Origin of the sequence: Amycolatopsis antarctica (assembly GCF_002262875.1) — a bacterium.
GTDB classification, from domain to species: Bacteria; Actinomycetota; Actinomycetes; order Mycobacteriales; family Pseudonocardiaceae; genus Amycolatopsis; species Amycolatopsis antarctica.
Genome location: NZ_NKYE01000006.1, coordinates 1 through 16,028, shown reverse-complemented (window position 1 = coordinate 16,028; position 16,028 = coordinate 1). Strand labels below are relative to the sequence as shown.

The following is a 16,028-nucleotide window of genomic DNA, read 5'->3' as shown; positions in this document are numbered from 1 at the left end:
GCCGGACGGTGGCCGGGCCGCCGCGGCCGCGACCGATTACCGTGGCGGCATGCCGCGCACCGCCGACTCGACCGGGTTCTTCACCTCGTTCGAAACCGGTGACCCGCTCCCCCTCGCGGACGCCGGCGTGACGGTCGGAGCGGGACCGGAGCGGCCGCTCGCCGCCAGGGCGGGCGCCGGGTTCACCGGCACGCGCGCACTGCGCTTCGCCGCGGCGGGTGCCTCCCGCACGACCCTGTTCCGGGTCGGCCTCGACATCGGCGCGGACACCGAACTGTCCTATGCCGTGTTCCCCGAATCGGCGGCGGAACCCGGTCACCGCAGCACTTTCGTCGCCATCGACCTGGAGTTCGCCGACGGGGGGCGGCTCTCCGACTCCATCGTGCCGGACCAGTACGGGGCGCCCTGCGAGGCGGCAGGGCAGGGCACCGCGAAGACCTTGTACCTCGATCAGTGGAACCTGGTCCGCTGCCGGCTCGGGGACCACGCACGGGGACGGAGGATCACCGCGATCGTCCTGGTCACGGCTCCGCCCGAGAACGAAACGCCCGGTGAGGGACCGTCCGTGCGCGGCTGGATCGACGATCTGCGGATCGGCGATCACGCTCGCCGGGGCGGCCGCGACCAGGTCGACTGGGTCCGTACCACCCGGGGAAGCCACTCCAGCCGGGATTTCTCCCGCGGTGGCACCTTTCCGGCGACGGCCGTACCGCAGGGTTTCCACTTCCTCACACCGGTGACGAACGCGGGGGCTCTCGACTGGCTCTACGAGTACCACCGCGGCTCGGACGAGCGGAACGTCCCGGCGCTGCAGGCGTTCGCGGTGAGCCACCAGCCGAGCCCGTGGATGGGTGACCGGCACACCTTCCAGGTGATGCCTGGCATGGGCGGGCTGACCACCGGCAGGGCCGAGCGGGCGCTGACGTTCTCGCACGAGGACGAGACGGACCTGCCGCATCACTACGGCGTGCGGTTTGCCTGCGGTATCGCCGTGGACATCGCTCCGACCGACCACGCCGCGGTGCTGCGCTTCACCTTTCCCGGCCCCGGCGGGCGGCTGCTGTTCGACAACGCGCGCAATCGCGGCGGTCTGCGAGTGGATCCGCGGCGGGGCGTGGTCACCGGGCACACCTGGGTACGCAGCCGGCTCTCCACCGGGGCGCGGCGGATGTACGTGCACGCCCGCGTCGACGCGCGTCCCACCGGCGGCGGCCGGGTCCGGAGGCCGTGGTGGAGGACGGTGACCGGAACGCTGACCTTCGACGCCCCCACCGTCACCCTGCGCCTGGCGACCTCGCTGATCAGCGCCGAGCAGGCCCGCCGCAACCTCGAACGCGAGGCTCCGGATGGGACCACCTTCGAACAGGCCCGCGACCGTGCCCGCGCGGCGTGGCAGGAACTGCTCGGAGCGGTGGAGATCGTCGGTGCCACCGAGGACCAGCTCCGCACGTTCTACTCGAACCTGTACCGGCTGTTCCTGTACCCGAACTCCGCGCACGAGGACACCGGCCCGCCCGGCAGCCCGCGGGTACGCCATGCCAGCCCGGTCCGGCGCGGTCTCCGGCCGAGCACCCGCAGGCGCACCGGGGCGCCGGTCGTGGACGGGGAACTGTTCGTCAACAACGGTTTCTGGGACACCTACCGCACCTGCTGGCCCGCCTACGCGCTGCTCGCCCCGCGCCGCTGCGGCGAACTGCTCGACGGATTCGTGCAGCAGTACCGGGAGGGTGGGTGGATCTCGCGCTGGTCCTCCCCCGGTTACGCCGACCTGATGACCGGTACCAGTTCCGACGTCGTGCTGGCCGACGCGTACCTGCGCGGTGTGCGGAACTTCGACGTCGCTTCCGCCTACGACTCGGCGCTGCGCAACGCCACGGTCACCCCGCCGTCGAAACGCGTGGGGCGCAAGGGGATCAGCGAGTCGATCTTCCTCGGTTACACGCCCGCCTCGACCGGGGAGGGCCTGTCCTGGACGCTGGAGGGCTGCGTCAACGACTTCGGCCTGGCCGCCTGGTCCCGCGCGCTGCACGAACGGTGCGCACCCGGTGATCCGCGCCGCGCCGAGTACGCCGACAACGCCGCGTACTTCGGCGACCGGGCCCTGCACTACGTCCACCATTTCGATCCGGCGACCGGTTTCTTCCGCGGACGCCACCGGGACGGCTCCTGGCGCTCGGCACCGGATGCTTTCGATCCGGCGGCCTGGGGTGGCGACTACACCGAGACCAACGGCTGGAACACGGCGTTCAGCGCGCCGCACGACGGGGCCGGACTCGCCGCCCTGCATGGCGGACGCACCGGATTGCGGTCCACATTGGACACGTTCTTCGCCACCCCGGAGACGGGACGCGCGCCCGGCGGGTACGGCGGCGTGATCCACGAGATGACCGAGGCCAGGGACGTGCGGCTCGGCCAGTACGGGCACTCGAACCAGCCCTCGCACCACATCCCGTGGATGTACCTGCACGCCGGCGACCCCGCCGCTGCCCAGCGCATCGTCCGCGAGGTGCTGCGGCGGCTGTACGTGGGCGGCGAGATCGGCCAGGGGTACCCGGGCGACGAGGACAACGGCGAGATGTCCGCCTGGTACGTGTTCGCCGCGCTCGGCCTCTACCCGCTCGCCCCGGGCAACCCGGGCTACGCGGTCGGCTCGCCACTGTTCCGCGAGGTGACGGTTCGGCTGCCGGGTGAGCGCGCACTCGTCGTCCGGGCTCGCGGCGAGGGTGTTCACGTCGCGGGGCTCACCGTGGACGGTACCGCCTGGGACCGCCCGTGGCTGCCGCACGATCGGCTGGCCGGCGGTGCGGTCCTGGAGTTCACCCTGTCCACCGAGCCCTCCGGCTGGGGGGCCGCACCGGGCCTGGAGCCGCCGTCGGTGACCGCGGCCGGAACGCGGCCCGCCCCGGCGACCGACCTGCGCGGCCGTGCCCACGGTCCCGGCGGCGAGATCCCCGAGCTCACCGACGACTCCACCCGCACCGAGGCGGTGCTGCCGGGCTCGACGGCGACGATCGGGTACACGGTGGACGAAGAACCGCGACCGGTCCTGCGCTACACGCTGACCTCCGGTGCCCGGGGTGGCGACCCCGCCGACTGGACTCTGGAGGGCTCCGCCGACGGCGTCGCCTGGTCGGTGCTGGACCGGCGGCAGGGCCAGCGGTTCCGCTGGCGCAGGCAGACGCGCCCGTTCTCGCTGCCGGAACCCGCGAGCTTTCCACACTACCGCCTGCGGGTCACCGCGGTCCGCGGCAGGCGCCTGCGCCTCGCCCAGTGGGAACTGCTCGCCGGGACGCCGCAGTGATCGCACGTCTGTGGTCCGGTCTGCGTGACCGCTTCCTCGCCTCCGACCCGGGTTTCGTCCGCCTGCGCCTCGGTGTCTCGGCCGTGGCCGGCATCGCGATCGCGGTGCTGGCGCTGCTGCCGTTCGGCCTGCCGCTGACCACGACGATCGTCGGCGCGATCGGTGCCATGCTGGCCGCGTTCGCCGTCAGCGACCCGGAGCCGCGCGACCAGGCGGTCACGATGCTGCTCGGTGCGCTGACCGGCGCGGTCGCGCTGACCGCGGCCAGTCTCGGTACCGAGGTACCGCCGCTGGACAGCATCGTGTTCGTCCTGCTGATCTTCGTCGCGGTGTACGCGCAACGCTTCGGGCCCAGGGGCACGGCGCTCGGCTCGATCGCGTTCTTCCTGTTCTTCTTCGCCATGTTTCTGCAGACCAGGCTCGCGCAGGTACCCACACTGCTGCTGGCGCTGGTGATCGGTGTGCTCAGCAGCGCACTGGTCCGGTTCCTGCTGCTGCCCCGGCGGCCGGAACAGGAGCTGCTGCGGGTCCGGGTCGCGTTCCGGGCCCGGCTCGCCGCCGTCGTGCGCACCGCCGCCGGTCACCTCGCCAGCCGCAGCGAGGACCCCAGCACGACCGCGCTCGACCGGGCCGTCACCCGCCTGCACGAGTGCGTGCTGCTGATCGAGGACACCGCCGAGGACGTCGTGGGCCCGGCCTCGGCCGGGAGACTGCGACGTCGCGCCATCGAGGTGGAATTGGCGGTACAGGGTCTCACCGGCAGCGTCCGGCAGGCGGCCGAGGAGGCGCTGCCCGCGGACACCCGGTCGGCGCTGGTCGCCGACCTGCACCGGCTGCGCTCGCTGATCGAACGCGATCCGCGCGACCTGCCGCTGATCAGCGCCACCGAGGAGTTCAGCCGGATGCTCGTCGAGGGCAGCAGGCTGGCCGACCGGGCCGCCCCCGGCGACCAGGTTCGGCGCGCCATCGCGGAACTCGCCGTCGCCGACGTCAACGCGCAGCGCATCGCCGAGCACGACCTCTCGGCCGAGACCGAGCCGGAACCGGAGGCGGAACCCGAGGAGCCCACCCGCGCGTTCGCCTACGACAACCAGACCCGCAGCGCGATCCAGGCCGTGGTCGGCGGCGGCCTGGCGGTCGTCGGCGGCGAACTCGTCTCACCGCAGCGGTGGTACTGGGCGGTGCTCACGGTGTTCGTCGTCTTCGTCGGCGCGTCGACGGCGGGCGCGACCTTCGTGAAGGGTGCGCGACGGCTAGGCGGGACCCTCGTCGGGCTCTTCGGCGGCGTCGTGTCGGCCCTGCTGGTGGCGGGCAACGTCCCGGCGACGCTGGTGCTGATCCTGCTGTGCGTGTTCGGCATGGTCTACATGTCCCGGGTGTCCCAGGCCGTGATGGCCTTCTTCATCACCACCATGCTCGGCCTGCTCTACAGCCTGCTCGGCACCTTCAGCATCGAGGTGCTCTGGATCCGGCTGGCGGAGACGGCGGTCGGCGCCGTCGCGGGCATGCTGGCGGCGTTCGTCATCGTTCCCGTGCGCACCAGGTCGGTGATGCTCGACGACGTGGCGGCCACCCTGGAGGAACTGCGCGAGTTCGTGGTCCAGGCGACGGTCCTGTTGTCCGGCAAGGACAACGTCAGCATCATCGCGCTCTCCCGCGACATCGACCGGTCGATCGCGCAGGTCCGGACCACGGTCGAACCGCTCACCCATCCGATCAACGTCAGCAGCTCGCGTCGTGACTACGGCTGGTACGTGCTGTCCGGGCTGGAGACGATCGGGCTACGGGCCCGGCACGTCGCCGCTCGCGCCCAGCCCGGCCTGCTCGCCGACGACCACGGCCTGCGGGAGGTCAGCGGCAGGCTCATCGCCGCGGTGGACGTCCTGCTCACGGCCGTGCGCGCGCCCGGCGAGGCGGTCGCCGGCTCACTCGCCGCGCCGTCCGGCCTGCCGCCCGCCGCCGCGGCCGCGGACGCCCAGCAGCGCTCCGTCCTGGCGGGCCTGGAGCAGCTCGACGGCGCTGTGGTCGCACTGGGCCGTGCGTTCGGCGCGACCGCCTGAGGCACGCCCCGCTCGACCGGTTCAGCCGGACGTGACCCGACACACCGGATGGGGCCAGGTCGCGACGGATAGCATCCGACCTACACGCAAAGCATCGACCCAGCTGTTGGAGACCTCGACATGACCCAAGCCCCTGTCAACGTGACCGTCACCGGCGCGGCCGGCCAGATCGGCTACGCGCTGCTGTTCCGCATCGCATCCGGCCAGCTTCTCGGCGCCGACACCCCGGTGCGGCTGCGACTGCTGGAGATCCCGCAGGCGGTCAAGGCGGCCGAGGGCACCGCGATGGAGCTGAACGACTGCGCGTTCCCGCTGCTGTCCGGGATCGACATCTTCGACGACGCGAAGCAGGCCTTCTCCGGCGCCAACGTCGCACTGCTGGTCGGCGCCCGCCCCCGGGCCAAGGGCATGGAGCGCGGTGACCTGCTCGAAGCCAACGGTGGCATCTTCAAGCCGCAGGGCGAGGCGATCAACGCGGGCGCCGCGGACGACATCCGGGTCCTCGTGGTCGGCAACCCGGCCAACACCAACGCGCTCATCGCCCAGTCGCACGCGCCGGACGTGCCCGCGGGCCGCTTCACCGCCATGACGCGCCTGGACCACAACCGTGCGCTGGCCCAGCTGTCGAAGAAGCTCGACGTCCCGGTCTCCGAGATCACCAAGCTGACCATCTGGGGCAACCACTCCGCCACCCAGTACCCGGACATCTTCCACGCCGAGGTCGGTGGCAAGAACGCCGCCGAAGCCGTGAACGACCAGGCGTGGCTGGCCGACGAGTTCATCCCGACCGTCGCCAAGCGCGGCGCCGCCATCATCGAGGCCCGCGGCGCGTCCTCGGCGGCCTCGGCCGCGGGCGCGGCCATCGACCATGTCCACACCTGGGTCAACGGCACCGCCGAGGGCGACTGGACCTCCATGGCGATCCCGTCCGACGGGTCCTACGGCGTGCCCGAGGGCATCATCTCCTCGTTCCCGGTCACCTGTTCCGGTGGCGAGTACCGGATCGTCCAGGGCCTGGAGATCGACGAGTTCTCCCGCGCCCGCATCGACGCCTCCGTGCAGGAGCTCACCGAGGAGCGCGACGCCGTGCGCGCGCTCGGCCTCATCTGAGCCGCACCGTCCACATCGGCCCGCTCCGGCGGCCGGCCACGCGGGGCCCCCGGCGAGCATCTCGCCGGGGGCCCCGCGCCGTCAGCCGCCCGGGCGCTCAGGCGCCGGTCAGGCCACGGCGTGCCAGCAGGGGTTCGATCCTCGGGTCGCGGCCACGGAAGTTCCGGAACGCCTCCATCGGATCGACGCCGCCGCCGCGGCCGAGCAGCTCCCGGCGGAACCGGTCGCCGTTCTCCCTGCGCAGCCCGCCGTTCTCGGTGAACCATTCGACGGTGTCCGCGTCGAGGACCTCACTCCAGATGTAGGAGTAGTAGCCGGCGCTGTAACCCCCGCTGAAGATGTGCGCGAAGTACGTGCTCCGATAGCGGGGCGGAATCGCCGCCACCGACACCCCCGCCTTGGCCAGCGCCTCCGCCTCGAAGCGCTGAACGTCGTCCACCCGCTCCCCCGGTGCCAGGCTGTGCCACGCCTGGTCCAGCAGGGCGGCACCGAGATACTCGGTGGTGCGGAAGCCTTCGCCGTAGAGCTGTGAGGCCAGCAGCCGGTCCACCAGTTCCCGGGGCAGCCGCTCACCGGTGCGGTGGTGACGGGCGTAGTGGCTCAGCACCTCCGGCCACAGCGACCACATCTCGTTGACCTGCGAGGGGAACTCCACGAAATCGCGCGGCACGTTCGCCCCGGAGAACGTCGGGTACTCGACGTCGGAGAGCAGGCCGTGCAGCGCGTGACCGAACTCGTGGAACGCCGTGGTGACCTCGTCGAAGGTCATCAGCGTCGGCTCACCCTCCGGCGGGCGGGTGATGTTCAGGTTGTTCACCACCACGGGCCTGCGGCCGAGCAGGCGGGACTGGTCCACGTAGTTGCTCATCCACGCGCCGCCGCGCTTGGCCTCGCGGGTGTAGTAGTCGCCGAGGAACAGTCCCAGCGGAGAGCCGTCGGCCTCGAACACCTCGAACACCCGGACCTGCGGGTGATAGGTGGGCAGGTCGTGGCGTTCGGTGAAGGTGATCCCGTAGAGCAGGGTGGCGGCGTGGAAGATGCCGTCGACCAGTACCCGTTCCAGTTCGAAGTAGGGGCGCAGCGCCGAGGAGTCGATGTCGAACCGCTCGCTGCGGACGCGGTCCGCGTAGAACGCCCAGTCCCATGGACGCAGCTCGATTCCCGCCCCCTCGGCGTCGATCCGCTCCTGCAGCTCGACCGCTTCCGTCTGCGCGTTGGCCACCGCCGCCGGTGCCAGCCGGTGCAGCATCTCGGTGGCCACGGACGCCTCGCCCGCGGTCTCGTCCGCGATCACGTACGCGGCGTGGTTCTCGAAACCCAGCAGGCGGGCCCGCTCGGCGCGCAGGCTCGCGACCCGGGCGAGCACCTCGGAGTTGTCGTTGCCGTTGCCCCGCTTCCCGCGTTCGTTCGACGCGGTGAACAGCCGCTCGCGCAGCGCGCGGTCGCGCAGCGAACCGAGCGAGGGCTGCCCGGTCGGCAGCACGAGGCTCAGCAGGTAACGACCGTCCTCGCCGCGTGAGGTCGCGGCCTGCGCGGCGGCCGCGATGGCGTCCTCGGACAGCCCGGCGAGCTCCTCCGCGGAGTCGACCAGCACGGCCAGCTCGTTGGTGTCGGAGAGCAGGTTGTCCTGGAACGTCGTGCTGAGGGTGGACAGTTCCTCGTTCACCGTGCGCAACCGCGCCTGGTCCGCCGCCGAGAGGTCGGCGCCGGCCCGCTGGAAGTCGCGATGGTACCGCTCGAGCAGGCGGACCGACTCGGCGTCCAGGCCCAGCTCGTCCCGGCGTTCGAACAGTGCCCGCACCCGCGCGAAGAGCGCCGCGTCCAGATGGATGGCGTCCGAGTGGGCCGCCAGCCGCGGAGCGACCGTCGCCTGCACCTGACGCAGCACCGGCGTCACGTTCGACGAGGTGAGGTTGAAGAAGGTCGAGGACGTGCGTTCCAGCAGTCTGCCGGAACGCTCCAGCGCCACGATGGTGTTCTCGAAGGTCGGCGGCTCGGCGGAGTCCGCGATCGTCCTGACCTCCGCGGACTGCTCCTCGATGCCTGCCTCGAACGCGGGCAGGTAGTGCTCGTCGGCGATGCGGTCGAACGGCGGCAACTCGTAGGGAAGTTCGCTCGGTACCGCCAACGGATTGTCCGCCGAGATCATCGGATCGCGCTCCTCGTCCTCGTCCACGCACCGCGAACCGCGGGCACCGGCCAACCCTACTTCTCACGCCCGCGCGGCAGGTGGACCAGGACTCGAACCACGATCCGCGGCCACGTACCGGCCACAGGACGCGGATGCGGTCATTCCGTCCGGACGAGAACCTCGAACGCACAGAAGAGCGGCGCGACGTCCTGCTCGAACACGGCTAACGACCGGTGTCGCCGCCGGGAACGGCGTCGCTGGCCGAGGCGTTCGGCGCCGCGGATCTCTTGCGGCGCTTCGCTTTCGGCGGCGGGGGCACGATCCCGGCGAGGTCACCGCCGTGGTCGTTGGTACGCAGCAGGAACGGGCGCGTCTCGGTATAGCGGATCACCGAGATCGACGCCGGATCCACGACGATCCGCTGGAACGCATCGAGATGCTGGCCGAGCGCGTCGGCCAGCAGCGACTTGATCACGTCGCCGTGGCTGCACGCCACCCATACGGCGTGGTCACCGTGCTCGGCGGTGATCCGGGCATCGTGCTCCCGTATCGCCGCGACGGCGCGCGCCTGCATCGCGGCGAGGCCCTCACCACCGGGGAACACCGCCGCCGACGGATGCGCCTGCACCACACGCCACAGCGGTTCCTTCACCAGCGTGCGGATCTCCCGCCCGGTCCACTCCCCGTAATCCACTTCGGACAGCCGGGGCTCCACCGTGCGCGGAAGCTCCCGTTCGGCCACCAGCGGCGCGACGGTCTGCTTGCAGCGCAGCATCGGCGAGACGACCAGCTCGGCCAGTGGCACCCCGGCCAGCCTGCGCACCAGTTCCCGCGCCTGGTCGCGGCCGGTGTCGTCGAGCGCCACCTTGGGGGCGCGCCCGGCCAGCACCCCCCTGCCGTTCGCCGTGGAGCGTCCGTGCCGCAGCAAGATCACCGTGCTCACACCGTCACCCTAGATGGTCAGCGCGGCCGGGGCACGGATCCGGCATTTCCGCCGTTCAGCCGACCGGCCCCTCGTCCGGGTCGAGAACACCGGTGAACACCAGCACGAACAGCAACACGCCGAGGGCGATCCGGTAGATCACGAAGGGCAGGAAACTCTTCTTCTTGATGTAGTTCATCAGCCAGGCGATCACCGCGTAGCCGACACCGAACGCCACCACCGTCGCGACGATCGTCGGACCCCAGGCCGGGCTGCCCTCGCCACCGATGTCGGTGAGCTTGTAGATACCCGAACCGAACACCGCCGGCACCGCCAGCAGGAACGCGTACTCGGCGGCCTCGGTACGCTTGTAGCCGAGCAGCCTGCCCGCCGTGATCGTGCCGCCGGACCGGGAGACGCCGGGAATCAGCGCGAGTGCCTGCGCGAACCCGTAGCCCAGCCCGTGCCGGACGTTCAGATGGTCGAGATCGCGATCCTGCTTGCCGTACCGGTCGGCGTACCAGAGCAGCAGGCCGAACACGATCAGCATCGTCGCGGTGATCCGCAGGTCGCGGAACGCGCTGTCGATCATGTCCTGGAACAGCAGGCCCAGCAGCACGATCGGCAGCGAACCGAGGATGATGAGCCAGCCCATCCGCGCATCCGGATGACCGCGCCAGTCCTTTTTGTACAGTGAGAAGAACCAGGCCACCAGGATGCGGCCGATCTTCTGCGCGAAGAACAGGACCACCGCCAGCTCGGTGCCGATCTGGGTGACCGCCGTGAACGCGGCACCCGGATCACCCCAGCCCGCCAGCGCCGCCGTCACCCGCAGGTGCGCGCTGGACGAGATCGGCAGGAACTCGGTGAGTCCCTGCACCACACCGAGAACGATCGCTTCGAACCAGCCCATCTCAGGCGACCCCCGCCAGTTCCAGTGCCTCGACCGCGGTACGCAGCGAGGCCATGCCCGCCTCCTCCGAGGCTCCGTGCATCGCGACATTGACCGTGGTGACGCCGGACTCGGCCAGCGCCGACAACCGCTGCGCGATCCGCTCCTTCGGTCCCAGCAGCGAGGTCGCGTCCACGAACTCCAGCGGCACCGCGCTCATCGCGCCCGCGTAGTCCCTGGCGAGGTACTTCTCCTGCACCTGCGCGGCCTCTTTCTCAAAACCCATCCGGGCCGCCAGCCGGTTGTAGAAGTTGTTGTCCCTGCTGCCCATTCCACCCAGGTACAGGGCCGCGTACGCGCGGACCGCGTCGGCGCAGGCGCGCCAGTCCTCGCCCACCACCAGCGGCACCGTCGGCGCCACGTCGAAGCCGTCCAGTGAACGTCCCGCCCTGTCCGCGCCCGCCCGCACATGGCCGAGCTGCTCGTGCGCGTGCTCCGGCGAGTAGAAGACCGGCAGCCAGCCGTCCGCGATCTCCCCGGTCAGTTCCAGGTTCTTCGGCCCGATCGCCGCGAGATAGGTGGGAATGTGCTCCCGGACCGGATGCACCGTCAGTGCCAGTGCCTTGCCGGGTCCGTCCGGCAGCGGGAGCCGAAAGTGCTCGCCCTCGTAGCGCACCCGCTCGCGGCGCAGCGCCATCCGGACCACGTCCACGTACTCCCTCGTCCGGCCGAGCGGCTTGTCGAAACGCACGCCGTGCCAGCCCTCGGACACCTGCGGCCCCGACACGCCCAGGCCCAGCCGGAACCGGCCACCGGACAGGGTGTCCAGTGTCGCGGCGGTCATCGCCGTCGTCGCGGGCGTCCGGGCCGGGATCTGGAACACCGCGCTGCCGACGTCCACCGAGGTGGTCTGCGCGGCGATCCAGGACAGCACCGTCGGAGCGTCCGAGCCGTACGCCTCGGCCACCCACACCACGGAAAAGCCCAGGGTGTCCGCATGCCTGGCGAGCGCCAGATTCGACGCGTCGTTACCCGCGCCCCAGTATCCGAGATTCAGTCCCAATCGCACGGACGCCGACACTAACGGGGAGCCCCGGACGCTCCGCACCCGCCATCCCCGCACCGTCACCCACCACCACCCTCAACCGAGACGCTGCGCACCCGTCTAGCCCACACCGTCACCCACCACCACCCTCAATGGAGGCGCTGCGCGCCCGTCTAGCCCACACCGTCACCCACCACCACCCTCAATGGAGGCGCTGCGCGCCCGTCTAGTGTTTGGGCATGGAACAGCGACGGCTCGGGCGGTCGGGACTGCGCGTGTCCCGAATGGCCCTCGGCACGATGTCCTGGGGCACGGATACCGATCCCGAGGAGGCCGCCAGTCAGCTCGTGGCGTTCATCGACGCCGGCGGAACACTCGTCGACACCGCCGACATCTACGGCGAGGGCGAGAGCGAACGGGTGCTCGGATCCCTGCTCGGCGACCTGGTTCCGCGGGACGATGTCGTGCTGGCCACGAAAGCGGTGGCGCGCCGGACCGAGGGGCCCTTCGGTGGCGGCGCCTCGCGTGGCGCCCTGCTGTCCGCTTTGGACGGTTCGCTGCGCAGGCTCGGCGTGGACCACGTCGACCTGTGGCAGCTTCACGCCTGGGACGGCACCGTACCGATCGAGGAAACCCTTGCGGCGCTGGACTTCGCCGTCGGCAGCGGCAAAGTCCGCTATGTGGGCGTGTCCAACTACTCCGGCTGGCAGCTCGCGACGGCGGCGGCCTCGCGCACCACGAATCCGATCGTGTCCAGCCAGGTCGAGTACTCGCTCGTGCAGCGAGGTGTGGAACGCGAGGTCGTCCCCGCCGCCGCGCACCACGGGATCGGACTGCTGCCATGGGCGCCGCTCGGCCGCGGCGTGCTCACCGGAAAGTACCGCTCCGGCACGCCCGCCGACTCGCGCGGCGCCTCCGGCACCTACGCCGGTTACGTCGAGCAGCACCGCACCGACCGGGCGGCTCGCATCGTCGAGGCCGTCGCCACGGCGGCCGACGGTCTCGGCACCTCGCCTCTTGTCGTCGCCCTTGCCTGGGTCCGGGACCGGCCGGGAGTCGTCGCGCCGGTCGTCGGCGCCCGTGACACCGGTCAGCTCACCGGCTCCCTGGCTGCCGACGAGATCACCCTGCCACCCGCGATCAAGGCCGCCCTCGACGACGTGAGCGGCATCGATTTCGGCTACCCGGAGCGATGGCCGAAATGAGCCGCGGGTGACATCCACGTGACGGCTCGGGGATCCTGGGGGATGCTGGAAGCGACCGAACACCGCAGGACCACCGGAGGCACCACTGTGCGAGGGCGCGCCGCTGCTCTGCTCGCGATCCCGCTCGCCTGCGCGCTGACCGTCACCGCGTGTGCCGGCGAACAGGGCGGGGGCGACGATCTGCAGCTCGTCGCCGACCCGGTGGCGGTCGCCCCGGCCGCCGCCCCTCCCGTCGCGACCCCGCCCGGCGGCACGGTTCTCGCCGCGGGTGCGGCCACCGCGATGGCGGTCCACCCCGGCAGCAGGACCCTCGGTGTCGCCGTTGACGGTCCGCCCGCGATGCTGCTGTACCCACTGGACGAGCTGTCCGCTCCCCCGCGTTCGGTGCCGCTGCCGGGGCGGGCGGACTCCCTCGACGCCACCGGCGAGGGCTTCCTGGCGGCGTTGCCGGGCGCGGGCGCCCTGGCTCGGATCAGCGCCGGCGACGGTGCGCTGAGCACCGTGCCGGTAGCCGGACAGCCATCCGGCACGGCGGCGACCGGCGACCGGACACTGGTGTCGGTACGCGACCGCAAGGCGGTCGACGTGCTCGACGGCGATCGCGTGTCGAAGTCCGTCACCGGGCAGCTGTACAGCGCCGACGACGTGTTCACCCCCGGTGGGCGAACGGTGGTACTGGACCGGTTGCGGACCGCGCTGTTCGACGTCGATCTGGACGCGGGCACGGTCAACGAGGGTCTGCGGGCGGGCGACGGGGCTGCCAACGCCGTCGTCGACAGGCACGCGCGGGTGCTGGTCACCGACGCGCGGGCGGGTGCACTGCTCGCCTTCTCCGCCGACCCGCTACTGCTGCGGCAGCGGTACCCGGTGCCCGGCGGGCCGTACGGCATCGCCTACGACGAGCGCCGCGACCTGGCGTGGGTGACGCTCACCGAACGCAACGAGGTCGTCGGGTTCGATGTGGGCGGTGGCGAGCCGGTGGAGCGGTTCCGGTTCCCCACGGTCCGCCAGCCGGACACGGTGACTGTCGACGCCGGGAGTGGTCAGGTCATGGTCGGTTCCGCCACCGGAGAGGGGATTCAGGTGATCGCACCATGAGTGACGTGGAAGGCGACGGGGCGGTGGACGGGTCTCATCACGACGACAAGTGGGAGTACCGGAGGCTGCGCCTGCCACCGGGCATCTCCCGCCTGTCGGCAGCGACCCAGCTCTCCATCAACGCCGAGTTCACCGGGTGGGAGCTGTCGAACGTCCGGCTCTACCCGGACGGAACGCGGCGGATCTGGCTGCGCAGGCGCAGGCAACTCGCCGCGGCGGGGCTGCCAGAATTGATCACCTAGGCCGCCCCGCCGCGCGGAAGGGTGTCACCGGGCCGTCACGCGCTGCGGACGAAACGATCCAGCACCCGGGTGCCGAACTTGAGCGCGTCGACCGGTACCCGCTCGTCCACACCGTGGAACAGGGCGGAGAAGTCGAGGTCGGCGGGCAATCGCAGCGGGGAGAAGCCGAAGTTGCGAATGCCCAGCTTCTGGAAGGCCTTCGCATCGGTGCCGCCGGAGAGCATGTACGGCAGGGTCTTGGCGCCGGGGTCCTCGGCCAGCACGGACGCCGTCATGGCGTCGACGAGGGCACCGTCGAAGGTGGTCTCGACAGGCGGGAGTTCCATCCATTCGCGTTCGATGTCCGGGCCGAGGATGTCGGCGATCTCCCTGTCGAAAGCTTCGACCCGGCCGGGGAGCACGCGGCAGTCGACGGCCGCCTCGGCCACGGAGGGGATGACGTTCGACTTGTACCCGGCGGTGAGCATCGTCGGGTTCGCGGTGTCGCGCAGGGTCGCACCGATCATCCGCGAGATGTTGCCCAGTTTCGCGACGGCGCCGTCGATGTCGTCCTCCGGGAAATCCCAGCCGGTGATCTCGGTGACCCCGGCCAGGAACTCGCGGACGGAGTCGGTGAGCACCAGCGGGAACCGGTGATTACCAAGGCGGGCCACCGCCTCCGAGAGCTTGGTGACGGCGTTGTCGTTGTGGATCATCGAGCCGTGACCCGCGGTGCCGCGCACGCGCAGCTTCATCCAGCGGATGCCCTTCTCGGCGGTCTCGATCAGGTAGGCGCGCACGCCGTCCTTCAGCGTGATGGAGAAGCCGCCGACCTCGCTGATCGCCTCGGTGACGCCCTCGAACAGTTCGGGGCGGTTGTCGACCAGCCACTGCGCGCCGTACTGGCCGCCGGCCTCCTCGTCGGCGAGGAAGGCGAAGACGATGTCGCGGGGCGGGACGATGCTGTTCCGCTTGTAGTGGCGGGCGATCGCCAGCGTCATGCCCACCATGTCCTTCATGTCGACCGCGCCCCGACCCCACACGTAGTCGTCCTGGACAGCGCCGGAGAAGGGGTGCACCGACCATTCGGCCGGGTCGGCGGGCACGACGTCGAGGTGGCCGTGGATCAGCAGGGCACCCCGGCTACGGTCGGCGCCCTCCAGACGGGCGATCACGTTGTGCCGGTTCTTTCCGCCGGACTCCACGTAGGCGATCTCGTAGCCCACATCGGTCAGCTTCTCGGCGACGTACTCCGCGGCGGCCCGCTCCCCCACCACCGTGTCCGGATCGCCCGTGTTGGTGCTGTCGATGCGGATCAGGTCGCTGGTCAGCGTGACCGCCTCGGCACAGGCGGTGTCCAGGGCAGAGTCATGGTTCTCGGTCGCTTCGCTCACCCGGCATTCCTACCACCCCGACGCCACCCGTTCAGCCCGTCGACCCGCGACACCCCCCGGTGAACGACCGATCAGGGATCCGTTACTCTATGTCCCAGCAAGTCCGAGTGGCGGAATGGCAGACGCGCTAGCTTGAGGTGCTAGTGCCCTTAACGGGCGTGGGGGTTCAAGTCCCCCCTCGGACACACTCGCTAACCACACGCGAAGCGGTCGTCACATCGACGGCCGCTTCTTCGTGTTCGTACCGCAATTCGGCCCCGAGCTTGTCGTATAACGGCGCGTGCCGCTCCGAGTTCGCCTAGGCTAGCGCTGCGCCAACATCGCCCAGCGAGTCGACCATCGCATACACCTCGATTCTTCCGATCGTGCGCGCCGTGGGCATGCTCGCCAGCTCAGCCCGAGCGGCTCCCGTTCGGTTTGCGCGTCATTGATGGCATCGACGACGGCAGCCAGGTCGACACCCGCCGCGATCGCCGCTTGATGCCACCGCACTCGTGCCTCGGCATCAGCGAGCCGCGCCTTAGAGGGTGTGGTGAAACCTTGGTGGTCAGGGTGTGAGGTCGTCTGCTAGGCGTTGGGCTGCCTCGGTCTCGATGGGGCCGTGAGGTTCGACGTTTTCGCCTGCTAGCCGTGCGGCCATCAATCGGAT

Annotated in this window: 11 protein-coding genes, 1 tRNA gene and 1 pseudogene; 7 read left to right on the top strand and 6 right to left on the bottom strand. The window is 70.8% G+C overall.

From position 1 onward, the window contains the following. The first annotated feature begins 49 nt into the window (after positions 1 to 49). The 3 genes from CFN78_RS11430 to CFN78_RS11420 all read left to right on the top strand — a co-directional run bounded on the left by CFN78_RS11430 (position 50) and on the right by CFN78_RS11420 (position 6,471). Complete coding sequence (locus CFN78_RS11430; protein ID WP_094862731.1) at positions 50 to 3,301, top strand: GH92 family glycosyl hydrolase; 3,252 nt, start codon at positions 50 to 52, stop codon at positions 3,299 to 3,301. Beyond that, the gene (locus CFN78_RS11425; RefSeq protein WP_094862730.1) at positions 3,298 to 5,361 is read left to right on the top strand and encodes an FUSC family protein; all 2,064 of its coding nucleotides are present in this window, start codon (positions 3,298 to 3,300) and stop codon (positions 5,359 to 5,361) included. The genes CFN78_RS11430 and CFN78_RS11425 overlap by 4 nt, the downstream gene beginning before the upstream one ends. A gap of 120 nt (positions 5,362 to 5,481) precedes the next feature. Then, positions 5,482 to 6,471 carry a malate dehydrogenase gene (locus CFN78_RS11420; protein WP_094862729.1) on the top strand — a complete coding sequence of 330 codons (990 nt, stop codon included), beginning with the start codon at positions 5,482 to 5,484 and terminating at the stop codon, positions 6,469 to 6,471. Positions 6,472 to 6,568: 97 nt separating this feature from the next. Here the strand turns inward: CFN78_RS11420 and CFN78_RS11415 are convergent, their stop codons facing one another. The 4 genes from CFN78_RS11415 to CFN78_RS11400 form a co-directional block, all read right to left on the bottom strand. Continuing rightward, positions 6,569 to 8,620, bottom strand: a complete 2,052-nt coding sequence (locus tag CFN78_RS11415; RefSeq protein WP_094862953.1) for a M3 family metallopeptidase — start codon at positions 8,618 to 8,620, stop codon at positions 6,569 to 6,571. A 205-nt stretch (positions 8,621 to 8,825) separates the two neighbouring features. Continuing rightward, the gene (locus CFN78_RS11410) at positions 8,826 to 9,545 is read right to left on the bottom strand and encodes a histidine phosphatase family protein (protein ID WP_094862728.1); all 720 of its coding nucleotides are present in this window, start codon (positions 9,543 to 9,545) and stop codon (positions 8,826 to 8,828) included. 55 nt (positions 9,546 to 9,600) lie between these two features. Beyond that, the gene (locus CFN78_RS11405) at positions 9,601 to 10,437 is read right to left on the bottom strand and encodes an undecaprenyl-diphosphate phosphatase (RefSeq protein ID WP_094862727.1); all 837 of its coding nucleotides are present in this window, start codon (positions 10,435 to 10,437) and stop codon (positions 9,601 to 9,603) included. Between the two features lies 1 nt (position 10,438). After that, positions 10,439 to 11,485 carry an LLM class F420-dependent oxidoreductase gene (locus CFN78_RS11400; protein WP_094862952.1) on the bottom strand — a complete coding sequence of 349 codons (1,047 nt, stop codon included), beginning with the start codon at positions 11,483 to 11,485 and terminating at the stop codon, positions 10,439 to 10,441. Between the two features lie 215 nt (positions 11,486 to 11,700). On the opposite strand from CFN78_RS11400, the gene CFN78_RS11395 reads away from it, so the two are divergent. From CFN78_RS11395 to CFN78_RS11385, 3 genes are read left to right on the top strand one after another with little or no spacing between them, the layout of a single operon-like run. Next, a complete protein-coding gene (locus CFN78_RS11395) occupies positions 11,701 to 12,666 on the top strand; it encodes an aldo/keto reductase (RefSeq protein ID WP_165777527.1) in 966 nt (321 codons plus the stop codon). Between the two features lie 42 nt (positions 12,667 to 12,708). Next, positions 12,709 to 13,764 carry a YncE family protein gene (locus CFN78_RS11390; RefSeq protein WP_094862726.1) on the top strand — a complete coding sequence of 352 codons (1,056 nt, stop codon included), beginning with the start codon at positions 12,709 to 12,711 and terminating at the stop codon, positions 13,762 to 13,764. Next, positions 13,761 to 14,006 (top strand): DUF5703 family protein, encoded by a 246-nt coding sequence (locus CFN78_RS11385; RefSeq protein WP_094862725.1) that lies wholly within the window; start codon positions 13,761 to 13,763, stop codon positions 14,004 to 14,006. The genes CFN78_RS11390 and CFN78_RS11385 overlap by 4 nt, the downstream gene beginning before the upstream one ends. Positions 14,007 to 14,041: 35 nt before the next feature. Here the strand turns inward: CFN78_RS11385 and CFN78_RS11380 are convergent, their stop codons facing one another. Then, positions 14,042 to 15,379, bottom strand: a complete 1,338-nt coding sequence (locus tag CFN78_RS11380; RefSeq protein ID WP_240519399.1) for a M20/M25/M40 family metallo-hydrolase — start codon at positions 15,377 to 15,379, stop codon at positions 14,042 to 14,044. A gap of 101 nt (positions 15,380 to 15,480) precedes the next feature. On the opposite strand from CFN78_RS11380, the gene CFN78_RS11375 reads away from it, so the two are divergent. Next, positions 15,481 to 15,564: transfer RNA gene (locus tag CFN78_RS11375), tRNA-Leu, on the top strand. Positions 15,565 to 15,926: 362 nt separating this feature from the next. Here CFN78_RS11375 and CFN78_RS11370 read toward each other — a convergent pair. Further along, positions 15,927 to 16,028: pseudogene (locus CFN78_RS11370) on the bottom strand (IS5/IS1182 family transposase); the annotation flags it as partial.